Here is a 17,910-nt window from a genome sequence, read left to right as displayed (position 1 = left end):
TTCTCGACATTCTGAGCCCCTAAGCAATTAGGGGCTTTTGTTTTACATATAGATGATCAGATGTACATACATATACAGTTAAATATCAGAGTACGGCAAACGGATGCTCTGACGGCTTGCCAAATAGATAGCCTTGCGCCAGATTAATACCAATACTGCGGCAAAAATCGAATTCCTCGCGCCGCTCGATTCCTTCAGCCAGTACATGACTGCCAATATCCCAGGTGCGTTCGGCGATATTGCGGATATCACGCTGTTTTTGTTCGTCCTGGTCACAGCGGTCGATTAGGCCACGATCGATTTTGACATAGTCAGGCTTGAGCTTGCCGATCAATTCAGGCAGGGAATAACCCGAACCCACATCATCAAGTGCTACATTGATCCCGTTGCTGCGATACACATTAAAGATATCCTGCAACTTGGGCATTTCCATAATATTCTCGGTCTCGACCACTTCAAATACAAAATCCTGCGGATCCAGCTTCAGACGCTCAATCGCTGCAAACGTATGACTGAGGCAGTACTGCGGATTATAGATCGATGATGGCAAAAAGTTAATAAACCGCTTTACACCGGTTGGCAGATGAAGTGCACTGGTCTCAATCGCCGAGATCCGCGCTGCACGATCCAAAAAGGAATGCAGACCGGTACGATGAGCTACTTCGAATAACTTATATGGCTGAAATCCCGGACCATCCGGAATCGGACGCAACAAAAACTCATATGCCATAATCTGCTCCTGCTTATCCACAATCGGCTGCATATGGCTGGTAAACTGCTTTTGCCGGATAATCTCGACGATATCATGATGCTGCAGGCGCGTGATCAGCGTCGACAAAGGGAACCATGACGGTTCACCGCCAATATTATCGACTCCCAGAATCCCGATCGACAAATCATCGCCCTGCTCACTCGGAAGTTCTCTGACCCAGTGCAGAATATCCAGCATCTGCTCACGGGAGTAGTATGAGATGGAACCAATATCTTCTACTATATAAATGTCATATGCCTGCTGTCTGATTAACTGCTCAAGAGAAGGAGAAAGCGGGCGCAAAGACACCGTACCTTGATCTTCAATCGGTTGAATAAAACTGCATCCGCTACAATTCATGGTGGTCCTCCCTGTTACTAAAATACAATATGCGGGTGTTCACGTTTTTAATCCCTATATATATCGGTTGGCAGAATCCGGATCGTAATACTATTTCTTTACTCTTTCCGAGAAGTTTACCTGTTTTGATAAGATATTTTTGTATTGGAGAAAATAGGTGATTTAAACAAGCGGCATAGTGCGTTAGAATGATACAAAATGTTTATATACCCAATATTAGTACTTTTGTAACAGGATATTAGACTTATATAAAAATAATTAAATAATTCGGATGATTACATGGCAAATCTTTATCATAACGTGTCTATCCGATACAACGATCATATTTAATACATACGTATAGATAAAAAAGACTGCCGGAAATATTCCGGCAGTCTTTTGGTTGATGGAGTCATCGTCATTAATCTGTATTCACAAGATTAGCTGGCTGGAATCTCCAATACATCGCCTACCTGCAGACGAGTAGGATCCGTGATTTTGTTGTATTTGGCAAGTTCCTGCCAAGTCACACCGTATTTGATACTAATGCGATAAAGGTTATCGCCTTTTTGGATCGTGTACGTATCTCCATCTGCTACCGGAGCTGGCTTAACCGGCTTCGCTGGCTTGGCAGGAGCAATTGGTTTGGCTGGTGCTGGTTTGGTCGTTGTTGGTTTGGCTGGTTTCACTGGTTTTGCCGGTTTGTCCGTGGCAGGCGCCGCTGGCTTGGTACCTGCTGCAGGTGCTGCTGTTTTCGACAGGTCAATCGTATAGTTGGCAAATCCATCTGTACCTTCACCTGCATAGGCAATCGGCTCACTCGTGCTGCCTGCAGCCAGAGCTGGTGCTGCTTTCAGCGCATCCTGTGCTTTTGGTGAAGAGGTAAAGGTTACTTTGGCACTGCCTTTGACAGGCGCCAGAGACCAGTTATTGTCCGCTGTCGGGTTGATTGTACCGTTCTCGCGGATATAATCGATAATGACCTGACGGTTCTCATCCGGGGAAGCCAGAACGATACGTTTGCCGTCCGGGTTTGCCAGCTTGGATGAGGAAGCACGGTAGTTATTGGTCGCTACGATAAATTCCTGCTTTGGATCGATCGGCTTGCCGTTGTACTGCAAATTAACGATACGGTTGGCAGATTCATTAACCACGGTGCCTTTGGCATCGTATTTCTGCGGCTGAGTCACGTCGATCTGATACGTTACACCATCGATCACGTCAAAGTTATACGTCGGGAAATCCATATTGATCAGCGGCTGATCGCCGGATTTGGATGGATCGATCTGGTTGAATTGTCCTGCGGACCATTCCAGCCAGTTTTTCACTTCTGCGCCATTTACTTTGACCGCATAGACAGTATTTGGATACACATACAGGTCAGATACGTTTTTGATAGCAATCGTGCCGGCTGCAATATCGGTGTAATAGTTTGGGCCGGAGCGTCCACCTGCTTTGAATGGGGCACCTGCAGACAGAATAGGCAGTTTCTCATAATCAGTTCCCTGCAGCTTCTGTTCCAGATACCATTTCTGTGCATTCGTTACGATCTGAATCGATGGATCATCCTGTACCAGTGCAAAGTAGCTGGTAATACGGGAAGTCGTCTTGCCTACTGGGCCACGTACATATTCCAGTGTCTCTTCGTGCTCATGGTAGACAGCGTCCACAACGCTCTGATCGGCTTCTACCAGTGCTTTTTTGGCTTTGGCATCATAGATGGGACGTGCTTCGACTTTGGAGTCGGTCACTTCCCAATCCTCGCCTTTTTGGGTCAGCTGCAGATCAATGATTCCGAGATGATCGCCCCAGAATCCAGGCTCTACAGAAGGTACACCATTGATCGTACCTTTTTCCAGATCAACGCCTGTTTTGCCTGCAAAGTCTGCACTCGGGAATACTTTGTGCGCATGACCGAACATGATCGCATCAATATCCGGCACCTGGCTCAGATACAGTACGGAATTCTCCATCAGTTCGGTTTGCGGAATATCTTCAAAGCCGGAGTGCGGAACAGCGATAATGATATCTGCTCCCTCCGCTTTCATTTGCGGAACGAATTTTTTGGCGGTTTCAATAATATCCTTGGCTACTACTTTACCTGCCAGGTTGGCACTATCCCACTGCATGATTTGCGGCGGTACGAAGCCGATTACGCCCACTTTGATCGTATGCTTGGCGCCCTGCTCATCGGTTACTTCCTTGTCGAGGATCTTGTAAGGAGTAAAGTAGTTTTTCTCGCCTTTGCCTGTACCATCATCTACATAGATGTTGGCATTAATATAAGGGAAATTGGCTCCTTCGATCGCAGTCTTCAGGAAATCGAGACCATAGTTGAACTCATGGTTCCCAAAGTTACCGACATCGTAGCCAAATTGGTTCATAGCTTTGTATACCGGGTGAACTTCGCCTTCTTTAAGCGGTTTCACTTTGGCGACATAGTCAGCCAGCGGTGTACCCTGAATCAGATCACCGTTATCCACCAGTACGCTGTTGGGAGCTTCTGCGCGAGCTGCCCGGATCAGTGTCGCTGTCTTGTCATAACCATACTCATCTGTCGGTTTATCCGAATAGTAATCATAGTTCATAATATTGGTGTGAATATCCGTCGTTTCCATGAGGCGAAGCTTGACAGTTGCACCTGCAGCAGCAGTTGTATCCGCTGCAAATACCGGTACAGCCGTGATGCCAAACAGCTGCAGCGCTGCAATCGCCGCTACTGTTTTCTTGAGTGTCTTTTTCCCCAGTTTCAAAATTAAAACCCCTCCCGAGTATATTCAGCACGTATACGTTCTCTGATTCATTCAATATAAACGCTTACACTCACCTATGTATAAAAAATATGTAAAGCTGGTATGAAATCTGTATACGGATTTGCGCTACTAGTTACATATTACAAAATGAATATAGGAGTGCAGACGCATAAAAGAGCGAAGTATATAGCTGCATGAGAGAATTTTATACTATAGACTGACATATTTGAAGGGATATTTGATCCAATTTTTAAATTTTTGTAAAAATAGTTACAAAAAAGACGCATATATTACATATATACGTCAGTTATTTTTGCGGTTTTTTATCCAAATCTAGCTTTGTCTGGCTGCAGTTTAACTGCTCTTTGTTCCGATAAAGAGGATTTTGTATATCCTTATTAGCTCCAGCCTGTTGCAGTATGGTCACCTTTGCGGTGTTTATGCTGCAAATAAGAGTCCAGAATTCGATCCAGCTGCTCGGATTGATCGATTACCCGGTGATCACGAATCCCATGCTCTTCGGCCATCTGATTCAGTATGCGGCGTTCCTGTTCAATCTGCTGTTCGATCTTTTTCAGGTCCAAGGAAAGCACCTCCTGTAGATTACCCCTTTCACTTCTCGCCATTACCTTATATTTGAAATAGATAAAATTTGTAGTAATACATTGTTTATACCCTAAAATCATGCTCTTGATCAAGTTCCTACGGTCCCTATTTTATCCTTTTATTGGAAACAAAAAATGACAAAAAATCCGGTTTCGAATTCTGTAGTTTGCCTGCGCATTTTACAAAATTCGTCACCGGATCGTACTACACTATATTGAATTTCCTGTTATACGAATCGTTGCCGTATTCGTACCAGAAAGACTATTAAGCATTCCAGGTCTGTTTTTGACCTTCTTTGTCGGTATATTCAATTGTTTGTGGAGTAATATCCAGTACTACATAGTCGGGATCATCCGGTCCGGAGAACCAGTTTTTGAATTCATCTTTCCATACACGCTGCTTCAGCTCATCATTGGTCGATACCGCGCAGGTTGCTTCAATCTCAATCACTTCATTGTTGCCGCCTTTTTCGTAACCGAGCAGCAGATAGCAATGAGGATTTTGTTCGAGCTCATCCACTTTTTGCGTTTTGCGGTCTGTCGCCAGATGAATATTCAAACCTTCATTATATACCGCCATATAGCGTACCTTTGGTTTATTATTCTCCACTGTGCCGAATGCACAAAAACGGTTTTCTTCCAGTGCTTTTACGATAGATTGTTCAACTGATGTTTGACTCATGATCAAGCTCCTTCCGCAATATGGACTTGGATTATTCAATACACCCGATAACAGGGCGCTGAATTTTATATAGTACTTAACTTTGAGTGCCTGTATGGATACTTACCCGGTCAGCAGCAAACTGAACCTTCCCCGTATTCCTGCCTGCTCCCCGGATGCCTCACTTGCTGGACAGCAGGCAGGCTCTCGTCTATAATTACACCTAGAAAAAGCGCATACGATCTGGGGGAGCTGGGCTAGCCGGCTGAGAGTGTATTCCATCAATACAGACCCTTAATACCTGATCTGGATAATGCCAGCGTAGGAAGCGAATCAAGCATTGTATGTGTTCTCATACGATATGCACCTATGTCGTCCCGATCCGGGGCGCTTTTTTATATACAGAGGAAGAAGGGGTAGAGAAATGAATAGACACTGGAACAAGCTTCTGCCGCTGCTGGCGGTATGCCTGCTGCTCATCACTGCAGGATGCGGAGGCAAAGGAAGCAGCAGTCCGGCCAATAACAGCCAGGGAGCCGAAGGAGCAAGCAGTAGCGCCCTCAAGGATGTACAGGTTGTACTGGACTGGACACCGAACACGAACCATACCGGTTTGTATGTAGCCCAGCAAATGGGTTACTACAAGGATGCCGGGTTAAATGTAGAGATTATTACACCGGGACAGGGCGGCGCCGATACAATGGTGGCTTCCGGGAAAGTTCCGTTTGGTATCAGCTATCAGGAAAGTGTTACCCAGGCCCGTGTGCAGGGTGTACCACTCGTCTCGCTAGCCGCCGTGATTCAGCATAACAGCTCGGGCTTTGCTTCACCGGTAGACCGTAATATCAAGACGCCCAAGGATATGGAAGGCAAGTCTTACGGAGCCTGGGGCTCACCGGTCGAGGAAGCCGTGATGAAATCAATCATGACAACCGACGGCGGTGATGTCAGTAAGGTCAAAAGTGTGAATATCGGAGATGCGGACTTTTTTACAGCGGTCAAGAAAGGCATTGATTTTGCCTGGATCTTCTACGGATGGACCGGGGTCGAAGCCGAGCTGCGCGGGGAACCGCTGAACATGATGTATGTAAAAGATTATTCGCCGAATCTGGACTACTATACGCCTGTTATTGTAACTAACGAAAAACAGATCCAGCAGGACCCGGAGCTGGTGAAGGCCTTTATGTCGGCAACAGCCAAAGGATATGAATATGCCATCGCCAACCCGGACAAAGCCGCTGATATTCTGATCAAGGCTGTACCGGATCTCGATCCCGAACTGGTCAAAGCAAGCCAGAAGTGGCTGTCTCCCAAATATCAGGACGATGCCAAGCAGTGGGGAATGCAAAAACCGGAAATCTGGTCAGGCTATGCCGACTGGATGTATGAGCAGGGTCTGCTGGATGCCAAACTGGACGATTCCAAAGCATTTACCAACGATTATCTGCCGGCTGCCGGGACCAAGTAAGCTTCCGAGTTATTCCCGGCGTAACCGATGAATGATCGACAGTTCACTGCTCGTCTTTATGATTCGTACCTGTATTTATTGCGCACAACAGATCCTATTTTCCACCTAATACATCTATCAGGAGGTTATCACTATGGCTACCACTCTACTGAGCATTCAGGTTATTCCCAAAACACCCAACAATGAAAATTCCTATGATTACGTGGATGCCGCTATCGAGGTGATCCAGGCTTCCGGACTGAAATATGAAGTACATCCACTGGAAACGACGCTGGAAGGCGAGCTTCCGCAGCTATTGGAAGTTGTACAGAAGATGCACGAGGCGCTGGTGGAAAAGGGCAGCCCGAGTATCATTTCCCAGATCAAAATCGCGCATAATCCATCCGGCATCAGCATGGACGGACTAACGGAGAAATACCGCTAATGTCCATCAGAGCATGGTGGAAAGGCATATGGCCGCCCTTTGGGGCGGTCGTTTTGTTGCTGGTCCTGTGGCAGCTCGCCACTTCCCTTTTCCAGATTGAAGACTGGATTTTGCCAAGTCCTGCGCGTATCGCCCAGGAAGCAGAGAAAAGTTACACCAGTCTGCTCGGACATACGTGGGCGACCCTGAAATTGACGCTATCCGGATTTGGCATTGGAGCGGCGACCGGGCTGATCGTGGCCGGTGTGCTGCACTATATTCCTTTTCTGCGCCGGGCCCTGTATCCACTGCTGATTCTGAGTCAAAATATACCGCTGATCGCACTCGGACCGCTGCTGATTATCTGGTTCGGTTTTGGGCTGCTGTCCAAACTGATTGTAATCGTACTGGTCTGCTTTTTCCCGATCACGGTGGCAGCACTAGGCGGACTCGCCGGCACTGACCGGGTGATGATGAATTATATGCAGATGATCGGAGCCACGCGTGGACAGATTTTCTGGAAGCTGGAGCTGCCTTACAGTCTGCCTGCTGTCTTCTCGGGACTCAAAATTGCCGCCACCTACAGCATTATGGGTGCCATTATCGCCGAGTGGATCAGCAGCAGTGAAGGGCTTGGTTATTATATGCTGCTTCAGCAGTCCGCTTTTCGTACCGACCGTATGTTTGTCGCGATTATGATTGTGATTGCTTTTAGCCTGATCATGTTCTCGTTGATTGTGCTGCTGGAGAAATGGTGTATACGCTGGCAGAATGACAGTACTGCCCATCCCAAAGGAGGAATCGACCGTGTCTGATCCTATTCATCCTGCCGCATCTATCCTGGTTGAACCAGAGGTAGATGCCTCTTCTACTCCTCTCCAGCCAAACGGGAATCCCCGTCCATTCCTGGAACTACGCGGTATCAGTAAATCTTTTGCCCAGGGCAAGCAGCTGCTGCAGGTCATGGAAAATATATCGTTAACCGTACATGAAGGTGAATTTGTATCCGTGATCGGTCCTTCCGGTTCAGGGAAAAGTACCTTGCTGCAGATGATCGGCGGAGTGATGCTGCCGGATCAGGGGGATATTATACTGCAGAATCAGCGGATTAACGGACTGCAGGGCAAAGCCGGTTATATGCCACAGCAGCCTGCTCTGCTACCCTGGCGCACGATCGAAAAGAATGTAATCCTCGCCCGCGAGACTGCCGGTATGCCGCGTCAGGAATCGTTGGCTCTTGCCCGAAACTGGCTGGACAAGGTAGGATTGGGCGGATTCGCTCGTGCCTATCCACGCACTCTGTCCGGCGGTATGCAGCAGCGGGTCGCCTTTTTGCGAGCACTGCTCGGACCGCAATCACTGCTTTGTCTGGACGAGCCGTTCAGTGCACTGGATGCTTTTACCCGTAGCGAGATGCAGGCCTGGCTGCTGCGCATCTGGGAAGAGAACCGGCGATCGGTCGTTTTTATTACGCATCATATCGAAGAAGCACTGCTGCTGTCCGATACGATCTATGTATTATCCAGCCGACCGGCTCATGTTATCCAAAAGGTCCCTGTTCCTTTTCCAAGACCGCGGCGTGAAGAGCTGGTGGATACGCCGGAATTCATCGCGCTGCGCAGACAGCTGACCGAAGCGCTGCGAGCGGAGCTGAACGGATGATGAGCGAACCCTATTCCCTGCATTCTTCAGCGTCGTCTGTCTCTGCTGCTTCGGTATCCAAACTACAGGAAGAATCACCCTCTATCCCGTCTATCGACAGCCATATTCATCTGGATCAATATGAAGATGATGCTATTCGTCAGATGATGCAAAGTCTGCCGGATCATCAGGTCGAATCGGTGATCGCGGTCTCGATGAATAAAGATTCCTGCCAGCGGATCGAGCAGCTGTCCCGGCAATATCCCGGTCTGGTACACCCTGCTTATGGCTATCATCCCGAGCAGCCTCTTCCTTCCCGGCAGCAGACCAGCGAGCTGCTCGAGTGGATAGAAGTACGGATGAACCAGTTGGTAGCTGTAGGCGAGATCGGACTGCCTTACTATCTGCGACAGGAGCTGGCTGAACGTGGAGAGAAACTGGATGAAGCCGGATATATTCAGCTGCTGGAACAGTATTTGCAGCTTGCCGCCAAGCATGACAAGCCGGTTATACTCCATGCTGTCTACGAAGATGCAGATACGGTATGCCAATTGCTGGAGGATTATCGAATCCGGCGGGCACATTTCCACTGGTTCAAGGGTTCCGCAGTAACTGTCGAGCGGATGGCGCGCCAAGGATACCACATTTCGTTCACGCCGGATATTGTCTATGAGTCGGAAATCCGTGAGCTTGCTGCTGTGTATCCCCGTGAGTTGGTTATGGCGGAGACAGATGGGCCATGGCCTTTTGAAGGTCCATTTACCGGACAGTCCACTCATCCTCGTATGACCGCAGATGTCTGCCGAGAATGGGCTGTGATTCAAGGGCTGAGCGAGTACGAAGCCCGTCAGATTCTGTATGCCAACACCCGCAATTTTTATCAACTTAACGGGTGAGGTGGATTGCGCATCCATATAGGAGAAAACTTACAATAACAAAAAGCCTGATCGGTGAGAAGGTTATCCTTCTTCAGCCAGATCAGGCTTTTATTATTGTATCAGCAGTCATGAGATCAAATCATTAGAGTGTACCGAATCTTGCGGTACAGTTGACGACAACCTGTACTCGCAAATCCTTTATTTATTATTTGACCTGTATCATGTGCTGATAAGAATGAGTATACCTATTGATCACTACAAATAGCTGAATAAAACGATATCAGGCTTTGTAATCATCACTTTTGACAGATGCTGCAGGACTCAGCCATACGAGCAGCATAGAGAACAACTGCTCCATCTGCAGCGGTTTGCTGAGATAATCGGATGCTCCGGCTTGAAGACAGCGCTGACGATCATCCTTCATCGCTTTGGCAGTTAGTGCAATAATCGGCAATTCTGCCCACTGTGACTGTCGGCGGATATTCTCCATCGTCACATATCCATCCATTACAGGCATCATAATATCCATCAGGACCAGATCCGGCTGACCCTGCTCCAGCATTTCCAGGGCTTCTTTGCCGTTATAGGCACTTATTACGTTCATGCCTTTGGATTTGAGAGCACCTTCTAGTGCAAAGATATTACGGAAATCATCATCCACCACCAGGATTTTTTTGCCTTTGAGCATGTCCAGTTCTTCCGGCAGACCGGCAGGAACCGATAAAGCAGTCTCCGGGCTGTCCGGTGCAAAGTCTTCCGGCAGTGAAGGAATGTACAGGGTAAATGTACTTCCGCGGCCTACCTCACTCTCGACCGTAATAAAACCGCCCAGCAGCCTTGAGAATTCGCGGCAGATCGATAATCCCAGTCCGGTCCCGCCATAGTCCCGATCGGTTCGCGCGCCTTCTGCTTGACGGAACGCTTCAAAAACCACCTGCTGCTTGTCCGGCGCAATACCGATCCCGGTATCTTTTACCGAGATGGCGAGCATATGATCTGCCTTTTCCGGCAGGCTGTAACCTGCAGGCAGCGGAACTTTCTCTGCCGGAGCAATCCGCAATTTGATCTTGCCCTCACTCGTAAACTTGAACGCATTGGAAAGCAGATTTTTGAGAATCTGCTGCAGTCTTTTGCCATCGGTGTAAAAGGTTGGCGGTGCATCGTTATCCACTTCCGTCCAGAATTGCAGATTCTTCTGCTCGGCCAGCTTGTTAAAGTTGTAGCCCATTACTTCCGGAATATCATGGATGGAGATCAGCTCCCGCTGCACCTCTACCATGCCTGCCTCCACCTTGGACAGGTCCAGAATATCATCGATCAATGCCAGCAGATCCTGAGCCGATCGGTGAATAATATGACCATATCCCGGCATTTCGTCTTCGTGATCCCGTGGAGTGCTCTCGGCCACCAGCTGGGACAGAATCAGAATACTATTCATCGGTGTACGCAGTTCATGAGACATATTCGCGAGAAATTCCGTTTTGTAGCTGGAGCTGAGCTTAAGCTGTTCGGCGTACAATTCCAGTTCCTGACGAGTAGTTTCCAGTTCATGCGCTTTAGTCTCCGCAAAATTCGTACGTTCCCGCAGCTGTTCATTGGTCGCCTGCAATTCTTCCTGTTGGACCTGCAGTTCCTCCTGCTGGGTCTGCAGTTCTTCTTGCTGCGCCTGCAGCTCCTGATTCAGGATCCGGGTATTGCGCAGCAGTTCATCCACCTGCATCCGCTTCTCGATATTGCTGATAATCGCTCCGAAGCCTACACAGATCTGCTCGATCAGCTGACAGTAACGTGGAGCGAATTCAATCGCCGCTCCAAGCTCCAGTACTGCTATCGTACGTCCTTCAAAAACAATCGGAGTAACCACAATCTGCCGGGGCACAATATGACCCAACCCGGTCTGGATACGGATCGGATAATCTTCATTTGCTGTCAGCAGCTGTGTTTTCTGTTCCACGGCTGCACGTCCAATCAATCCCTGACCCGGTCCGAATTCATGGATGGTTCCCGTCATATTGCCATGAGCGCCGTACGAATATTCCAGCTGGAACTGATCTCCCTTGGTATCCGGATGCACATAATAGAACAATCCATAGGAAGCTTCCATCAAAGGAACGATTCTGGCAAGCAATTTCTCCGCCAGCTCCGGTGTATTGTTAATCCCCTGATATACGTTGCCGATCTGTGCCAGCTGGGTCTGTACCCAGTTATTGTCCTGCATCTGATCCGAAGCTTCCTGTACCTGGCGAGTGTGCTCTTCCAGAGCTATCGACATTTTGTTAAATGCCTCGGCGATATTCGCTACTTCATCTCCGCCTTCTACCTTGAGGCGCGGGATATCCTGTACTTTATCGAAATCCACATCATTAATAACCTGGGTGACCTGCTTGAGTCGTCCGGTTGTACGGCGTAAAGTCCAGATCGTAATTCCGATGCCTGACAACAGCAGCAGAAAAGCGAGTATACCGGTCAGTACCCATCGTTCGGACATAAGCGTATATTGTAAAAAGAAACCTTCTATAATAATGAATAGAATTGCCAGCATCAGCATAAAGCTAAATCCGATAATCTGTTGGTATTTATAATTCATAAATATTGCATTCTTCCTCTCTCATGATGTAGGCAAGATTATAGCAGAAAAGCTGGCTGAGTATACTCTCAATGATACGTGAACATTGGTACTTTGTCTGTAGAAACTTGGACTTATTTTCATTTAATAGCAGATCGTATTTAGCTTACGAAAGTAAAATAAAAGATTATCCAGCAATATCAGGTGTGGAATATCCCCTTCCGATTGGACATTGTTAGATGAATTGTAATGGTTTTTGCTTGACGCCTATCTTTGTTCCGGTATACGATTTGGAATGCTTCATGACCATGTAAAGGGTGTAATGGTATCCATTACGGATAATCCCGTACATACGAATAGACAGCAAGTATAGACATTACATTGAAAAATCAAGCAGGAGGAAGGAATCAAACTCTATGTCCAAGCAAACCAACCGGGCAATGGTAACGGTCGGATTACTGGCTGCACTTTTTATCGGTGCACTGGATTCCACGGTTGTCAGCACGGCTTCACCACGCATTATCGATTCACTGGGCGGTCTTAGCCTGATCAGCTGGATCTTCTCCATTTATACATTAACCACTTGTATTGCTACTCCCATCTTTGGCAAGCTCGGGGATCTGTACGGACGCAAGTCGGTATTCGCAATCGGACTCGGCCTGTTTATTGTGGGTTCGGTACTATGCGGATTCGCTGGTTCCATGACCGAGCTGATCTGGTACCGGGCACTGCAGGGGATTGGTGCAGGTGCGCTGACACCGGTTACCTTTACCATTGTCGGCGATCTGTATCCAGGCAAGGAACGTGCCAAAGTACAGGGGATTTTCTCCTCGGTCTGGTCGATTGCCGGCTTGTTCGGACCGCTTGTGGGCGGTTACTTTGTCGACTACATCTCATGGCGCTGGATTTTCTTTATTAATCTGCCGGTCGGTATTATCGCGGTATTGTTTATTTTTATGTACTATTATGAATCCTTTGAGAAAAAACAAAAGTCTATTGATTATGCGGGTGCTCTTACCTTTACGATCGGTATGACCGCACTTCTGCTGGCACTGCTCACCGGTGGCGAGGAGTACGCATGGACATCCCCGATTATTATCGGATTATTTATTGTCACTGTCATCTTCATGGCATTGTTCCTCCGTATTGAAAAGCGGGCAGAGGAGCCGATGCTGCCACTGTCCCTGTTCCGTACCAGTGTATTGACCGTGCCTTATATTCTGGCCTTTACGACCCGCTGGACAGTGATGGGGGTAACGGTATACTGTGCACTGTGGCTGCAGGATGTATCGGGATATAGCGCTACTTTTGCCGGACTGGCATTAATGCCGATGTCGATTGCCTGGCCAGTCGCTTCCACTCTATCAGGACGACTGATGTACAAGCTCGGTGCCAAAGCACTGATCATTTTCGGTTCGGTGCTGGCAGTGGCTGGCAGTCTGCTGGTGGCTATCATGAGTTCAGACTCGCCTTATCTGATTATTGTCGCTTCGCTGGTACTGATCGGCTTCGGAATGGGTTGTATTGTCACTCCGTCGATGGTCATTATCCAGGGAGCGGTAGGCTTCCAGATGCGCAGTGTGGCGACATCGACCAATACGCTGATGAACTCGCTCGGACAGACAGTAAGCGTCGCCGTATTCGGACTGGTGTTCAATGCGATTGTGACCCACAATACTGCCAGTGAGCTGGCGCTTGGTATTCATTATGTATTTATCCTCATGCTGGCGGTCGCTGTAGTGAATCTGCTGGTCGCCCTGCTCCTGCCACCAAGCAGCAGACTGCTGAATCATCAGCAGTAAGGAAGCACGGTTATATGTAGCTATCGAACAGATGAATGCACAAGGCAGTAGATTTATTTTCAATAAGAGACAGTATGCGGAACGATAAAAAAGGCTGCGATTCCCGAGAATGAGGAATCGCAGCCTTTTTGTGAACACGAAAAATATTATACCTTACACACTTCCATAAAAGCGAAATGCAATCATGCGTATATCAAGCTGCTTGTCTATTCTATTATTCATGTTCCGCTGCCCGGCGAGTGCGGCTGTACCAGCGGCTTACCTGATCGGCATCCCGGTGATCCAGCCGATTCGTCTGAAACGTAGCATGTCCCGCTGCTATATACAGGTGGAGGCTGAGCAGATCCTGTCTGCGCTGCAGCCGGCTGCCCGTGAAACGGAATGCTTCGATATGCTTCCATAATATACAGTGCGTCGAATGGGAGACATACCGGTTCACCAGTATCAGACGTTCTCCATCCAGTAAGGCACCGGAACGGCGATACCTGCCATAATCCAGTATCAGCAAAATGGCAGCCAATAGAATACCGATCAGTAGACCGTACCCCGACAGAAAATACGTTCCGACCGCAGCGAGTATGCCGCTGATCAGCAGACTTGGCCATACATATGCCCACAGCGCCCGCGATGGCGACCGATAGACAGGAGCCCGGTACAGAAATCCGGGGACCATCGAGTCCAGCAGACCCTGCACTTCGCTGCTGCGGATAAAGGGATGCAGTACGGGCACTTTGGCATCTTTCCCTGAAGAGACCACATGCAGCTGGATCTGGGCAAAGCCGAGCCAGCGGCGAATCAGACTTTCCTTGACCGTTACTGCCTGTACATGCTTGGGATGAAAAACGAATTGTCTTCGTTCCAGCAATCCATAACGGACAGACAATCTTTCTCCGCTACGATAGACAGAGAATCCGGCATACTTGACGATAAACAGCACCAGTGATAGCAACCAGGCGAATATCAGACCGATCAGTACGGCACCGAGCAGCGCCTGAATGCCGGTAATATACCCTCTGGCATTATCCATTAGCTGGTTTAGCAGGCCACCAGGCAATATATCTCCTGCAAAGGAATATATCCCCGCTATAAAGGCCAGTCCCAATCCCAGATTAAGCTCGGTCAGTGCTGCCCGCAGCAGCTGGGGTGTGGTCAGCCGGTAGAGCAGCTGTGCTGTGACTGGCGAAGAGCCGGCTGGTGCAGTGAGTCGACCTGCTGATGATACAGATCTACGACCAGCAGATGAATCGGCAGAAGGGTCTGCTGATTCATCTGTCTGTCTCTTTTCGTCCGAATAGGGATAATTCTCTCCCGAAGAGTACGACTGTTCCCGATCCGAAGCTTGATCCTTTTCCAGATCCTGTACCGGAAATCCGCCTTGCTCCACCGCTGCATCATTGGGTAAAGATCCAGCTTCCCGATCAACAGCTACAACCGCCTGCTCCAGCACCTGCTGTAGACGTTCTGCTTCGGCAGCGGATAACACCTCGAGTACTGCATCTCCATCCGAGCTACCTCCCGGTGTCTCGATTTTGAGCTGTACTACGCCAAGCAAGCGCTGGATCAGCGGCTGCTCAATACTGACCGAGTGAATGCGTGAATAATAGATCGCTTTCTCCCTGCGCTGGAGCAGTCCGCTCTGGATCACAAAACGGTCCTCTTCCGCGTGGTAGGTAAATCGGCGCCATGTACCCAGATGATACAAACTGCTCAGCACAAGCAGCAGTATGAATCCACCGAGCGTCCAGTAAACGGAAGCAGACAGACCATCTCCGCTCAGAATACGTACAACTGCCAGGATCAGCAGAAACGCCAGATTTTTGATAGTACGCAGTATTGCAAAAGCCACATACAACGGGTGCATTCGGCGCAGCTGCCGGCTCATTCGTCTATCCTCCTGGCCAGACGGCCGATACGCTGTTTGAGCTGCTCGGCTTCCTCCAGCTTCACGCCACCGATCGTATGCGTGGTTGCTGCTGTAACAATATGGACTTCGGCGAGATGATATCGGCGCAGAATCGGTCCAATCTCCAGCTCCACATGCTGCACCTTGCTCATGGGAACCAGCGTCTCACTAATAAAAAACAGTCCGTTATGTATCTCCAACTCTTCATCCGATACGGCAAACCGAAAGCGATTATACCGTACAGCCGGGGCTACAATTACATAGAACACAAACAGCAGCACACCGAGCGCAATCAGCCCTGTCTTGAGCCACCATGGCATCTCGAACCAACCCAACCAACCAGGCAGCAGCGCAATCGCAGCCAGAATCAGCAGGAAAATTCCGTAGCCGATGACTGCACCCTTCCGCTCTGCCGATTTCCAGTCCGGATGAAGAGGTCTCATTTCTGCTCCGGTAAATGACATCATATCCCTCCTCCATGAATCAAGTGTTATGTATTCGCAGGATCTTCGTATAACCATTCACTTGTATAGAAGTATACCTTATTAGTATATACATGCTCTGCCTGCTTAAAGTCGCATATTCTTGCCATTGCATCGAAAATAAACCAAAAAGCTGCCGGAACAGTAGCGATATTCCGCAAAGGAATACATGACTGTTCTGGCAGCTGCTGATATAACGGTAACCTGTAATACTGATATAATATCTGATCTGATATACATTGGCCGATTCATTATCTGTCCGGTCTGGCAACTAATCCGCTTAGCGTTTATTAAATCCTTTTCTTTCCAGAAAATCCTTGAGCTGCATTCGGGAAGCAGTAGTGAACTTCTGGGCCATTAGTGCAGACCATGGCGTACTCTTGGCGCCGGCTGTACGGGCTGACAAATAACTTGCCATCTGTTCATCGTACTCGGCGACCGTCTGCTCTGTCGTCACTGCATCATAAGATTCATGATGCAATACGGCTTTGAGCGGCAGGCGTGGACGCAGTCCAGGCTCCTGATTCGGATAACCTACACACATACCATATACCGGATAGACCCGGTCCGGAAGACCAAGCAGCTGTGAGACTTCTTCGATCTCGTTACGGACTCCACCGATATAGACGATACCCATTCCCATGGATTCGGCAGCTATGGCTGCATTTTGGGCAGCCAGCGTCACATCCGCCGTAGCTACGATAAAGTTCTCGACTGCATCCGTATATGATTCTTCCTGCGGAGCATGCTGCTGCACTGCCTTTTCCAGACGATACAGATCCGCACACCAGACGAGGAACACCGGGCATTCCACGATATAACGCTGGTTGCCAGCGAGCTCAGCCAGACGTGCCTTGCGCTTTGGATCACGAATAGCAATTACACTGTATGCCTGTACATTACTGGAGCTGGAAGCCACCTGGCCGGCAGCAACAATTGTCTCCAACTGCTCATCGGTAACCGGGTCCGGCTTATAACTCCGAATAGAGCGGTGACTCATTAAAAGATTAATCGTATCATTCACAGTTCAATTACACTCCTGTCTATATCATCTGATCGTATTTTAACCACGCACAAGATTCAATGAAGCAGACGATGCATCGATGATTACCCTCATCCTGTTCGGAATAGGCATCGTACGCCGCCCTACCTTTCCACCATCTCCTGCCGGGATTATGATATCGAATCTATCCAGAACATCAATCCGAAAAATCCGGCCCAGCTAACGATCTGCAACAGTCCAATCGTCAGACTGGCAATAGCGAATCCACGTCCTCGTGATGAACGAAGGGACAGAATCGAGAATACGAGCGACAATATAATAATGACAAAAGACACGATCAATCCAATCATACTCAGTACAGGCATCACACCAAATTCTGCATTACCAACAATCAACAAAATCAGTGCAAAAGTAACTGACGTCATGCTGATCAGACCGACAATACTCAGAATAAACGAAGTTAATGCCAGTACAAACCGATCCCGTCCGGGCTGCTGATCCGGACGATGCAATGGATCATATCCACCTGGAGATGGTCGATACCCCGGCGGCGCCTGGTGTGGCTCGCCCACAGGACCAAAATCATTTCCGTTCATAATACCCTCCCAAAAGACTATATCAAATGTCTTAGTTACAGCTCCAATCGGGCTGCCTT

The 17,910-nt window shown here is 48.5% G+C and carries 15 protein-coding genes and 1 riboswitch; of the genes, 6 read left to right on the top strand and 9 right to left on the bottom strand.

Annotation, left to right across the window (positions count from 1 at the left end):
- Positions 1–85 precede the first annotated feature (85 nt).
- From H065_RS0115800 to H065_RS0115785, 4 genes are all read right to left on the bottom strand, one after another.
- Positions 86–1,111 carry an EAL domain-containing protein gene (locus H065_RS0115800; RefSeq protein WP_017814057.1) on the bottom strand — a complete coding sequence of 342 codons (1,026 nt, stop codon included), beginning with the start codon at positions 1,109–1,111 and terminating at the stop codon, positions 86–88.
- 419 nt (positions 1,112–1,530) lie between these two features.
- On the bottom strand, positions 1,531–3,843 hold the full coding sequence (locus H065_RS0115795) for a bifunctional 2',3'-cyclic-nucleotide 2'-phosphodiesterase/3'-nucleotidase (protein WP_017814056.1): 2,313 nt from the start codon (positions 3,841–3,843) through the stop codon (positions 1,531–1,533).
- A 398-nt stretch (positions 3,844–4,241) separates the two neighbouring features.
- Positions 4,242–4,427, bottom strand: coding sequence for an aspartyl-phosphate phosphatase Spo0E family protein (locus tag H065_RS0115790; protein WP_017814055.1), 186 nt, complete (start codon positions 4,425–4,427; stop codon positions 4,242–4,244).
- A 286-nt stretch (positions 4,428–4,713) separates the two neighbouring features.
- Positions 4,714–5,130, bottom strand: coding sequence for a pyridoxamine 5'-phosphate oxidase family protein (locus H065_RS0115785; RefSeq protein WP_017814054.1), 417 nt, complete (start codon positions 5,128–5,130; stop codon positions 4,714–4,716).
- Between the two features lie 214 nt (positions 5,131–5,344).
- A riboswitch (TPP riboswitch) is annotated at positions 5,345–5,455 on the top strand.
- 78 nt (positions 5,456–5,533) lie between these two features.
- Between H065_RS0115785 and H065_RS0115780 the strand changes: the two genes are divergently transcribed.
- The 5 genes from H065_RS0115780 to H065_RS0115760 all read left to right on the top strand — a co-directional run bounded on the left by H065_RS0115780 (position 5,534) and on the right by H065_RS0115760 (position 9,517).
- Complete coding sequence (locus H065_RS0115780; RefSeq protein WP_017814053.1) at positions 5,534–6,577, top strand: ABC transporter substrate-binding protein; 1,044 nt, start codon at positions 5,534–5,536, stop codon at positions 6,575–6,577.
- A gap of 133 nt (positions 6,578–6,710) precedes the next feature.
- Positions 6,711–7,001, top strand: a complete 291-nt coding sequence (locus H065_RS0115775; protein WP_017814052.1) for an MTH1187 family thiamine-binding protein — start codon at positions 6,711–6,713, stop codon at positions 6,999–7,001.
- The gene (locus H065_RS0115770) at positions 7,001–7,795 is read left to right on the top strand and encodes an ABC transporter permease (RefSeq protein WP_017814051.1); all 795 of its coding nucleotides are present in this window, start codon (positions 7,001–7,003) and stop codon (positions 7,793–7,795) included. The genes H065_RS0115775 and H065_RS0115770 overlap by 1 nt, the downstream gene beginning before the upstream one ends.
- Complete coding sequence (locus H065_RS0115765; protein ID WP_017814050.1) at positions 7,788–8,642, top strand: ABC transporter ATP-binding protein; 855 nt, start codon at positions 7,788–7,790, stop codon at positions 8,640–8,642. The genes H065_RS0115770 and H065_RS0115765 overlap by 8 nt, the downstream gene beginning before the upstream one ends.
- The gene (locus tag H065_RS0115760) at positions 8,639–9,517 is read left to right on the top strand and encodes a TatD family hydrolase (protein ID WP_017814049.1); all 879 of its coding nucleotides are present in this window, start codon (positions 8,639–8,641) and stop codon (positions 9,515–9,517) included. The genes H065_RS0115765 and H065_RS0115760 overlap by 4 nt, the downstream gene beginning before the upstream one ends.
- A gap of 262 nt (positions 9,518–9,779) precedes the next feature.
- Here the strand turns inward: H065_RS0115760 and H065_RS26090 are convergent, their stop codons facing one another.
- Positions 9,780–12,086, bottom strand: coding sequence for a response regulator (locus H065_RS26090; protein WP_017814048.1), 2,307 nt, complete (start codon positions 12,084–12,086; stop codon positions 9,780–9,782).
- A gap of 395 nt (positions 12,087–12,481) precedes the next feature.
- Between H065_RS26090 and H065_RS0115750 the strand changes: the two genes are divergently transcribed.
- Positions 12,482–13,867, top strand: coding sequence for an MDR family MFS transporter (locus H065_RS0115750; RefSeq protein ID WP_017814047.1), 1,386 nt, complete (start codon positions 12,482–12,484; stop codon positions 13,865–13,867).
- Positions 13,868–14,081: 214 nt separating this feature from the next.
- On the opposite strand, the gene H065_RS0115745 is transcribed toward H065_RS0115750, so the two are convergent.
- The 4 genes from H065_RS0115745 to H065_RS0115730 form a co-directional block, all read right to left on the bottom strand.
- Complete coding sequence (locus H065_RS0115745) at positions 14,082–15,749, bottom strand: PH domain-containing protein (RefSeq protein ID WP_017814046.1); 1,668 nt, start codon at positions 15,747–15,749, stop codon at positions 14,082–14,084.
- Positions 15,746–16,237: a PH domain-containing protein gene (locus tag H065_RS0115740; RefSeq protein WP_152425912.1), complete on the bottom strand. Its 492-nt coding sequence runs from the start codon at positions 16,235–16,237 to the stop codon at positions 15,746–15,748. Before H065_RS0115740 ends, H065_RS0115745 begins: the two co-directional genes overlap by 4 nt.
- Before the next feature lie 295 nt (positions 16,238–16,532).
- Positions 16,533–17,276, bottom strand: coding sequence for an oxygen-insensitive NADPH nitroreductase (gene nfsA, locus H065_RS0115735; protein WP_017814044.1), 744 nt, complete (start codon positions 17,274–17,276; stop codon positions 16,533–16,535).
- Between the two features lie 149 nt (positions 17,277–17,425).
- Positions 17,426–17,851, bottom strand: coding sequence for a hypothetical protein (locus H065_RS0115730; RefSeq protein ID WP_017814043.1), 426 nt, complete (start codon positions 17,849–17,851; stop codon positions 17,426–17,428).
- Positions 17,852–17,910: the final 59 nt, after the last annotated feature.

This window comes from Paenibacillus shenyangensis (assembly GCF_000346635.1).
GTDB lineage: Bacteria > Bacillota > Bacilli > Paenibacillales > Paenibacillaceae > Saccharibacillus > Saccharibacillus dauci.
This window is presented reverse-complemented; position numbering and strand designations above follow the sequence as displayed.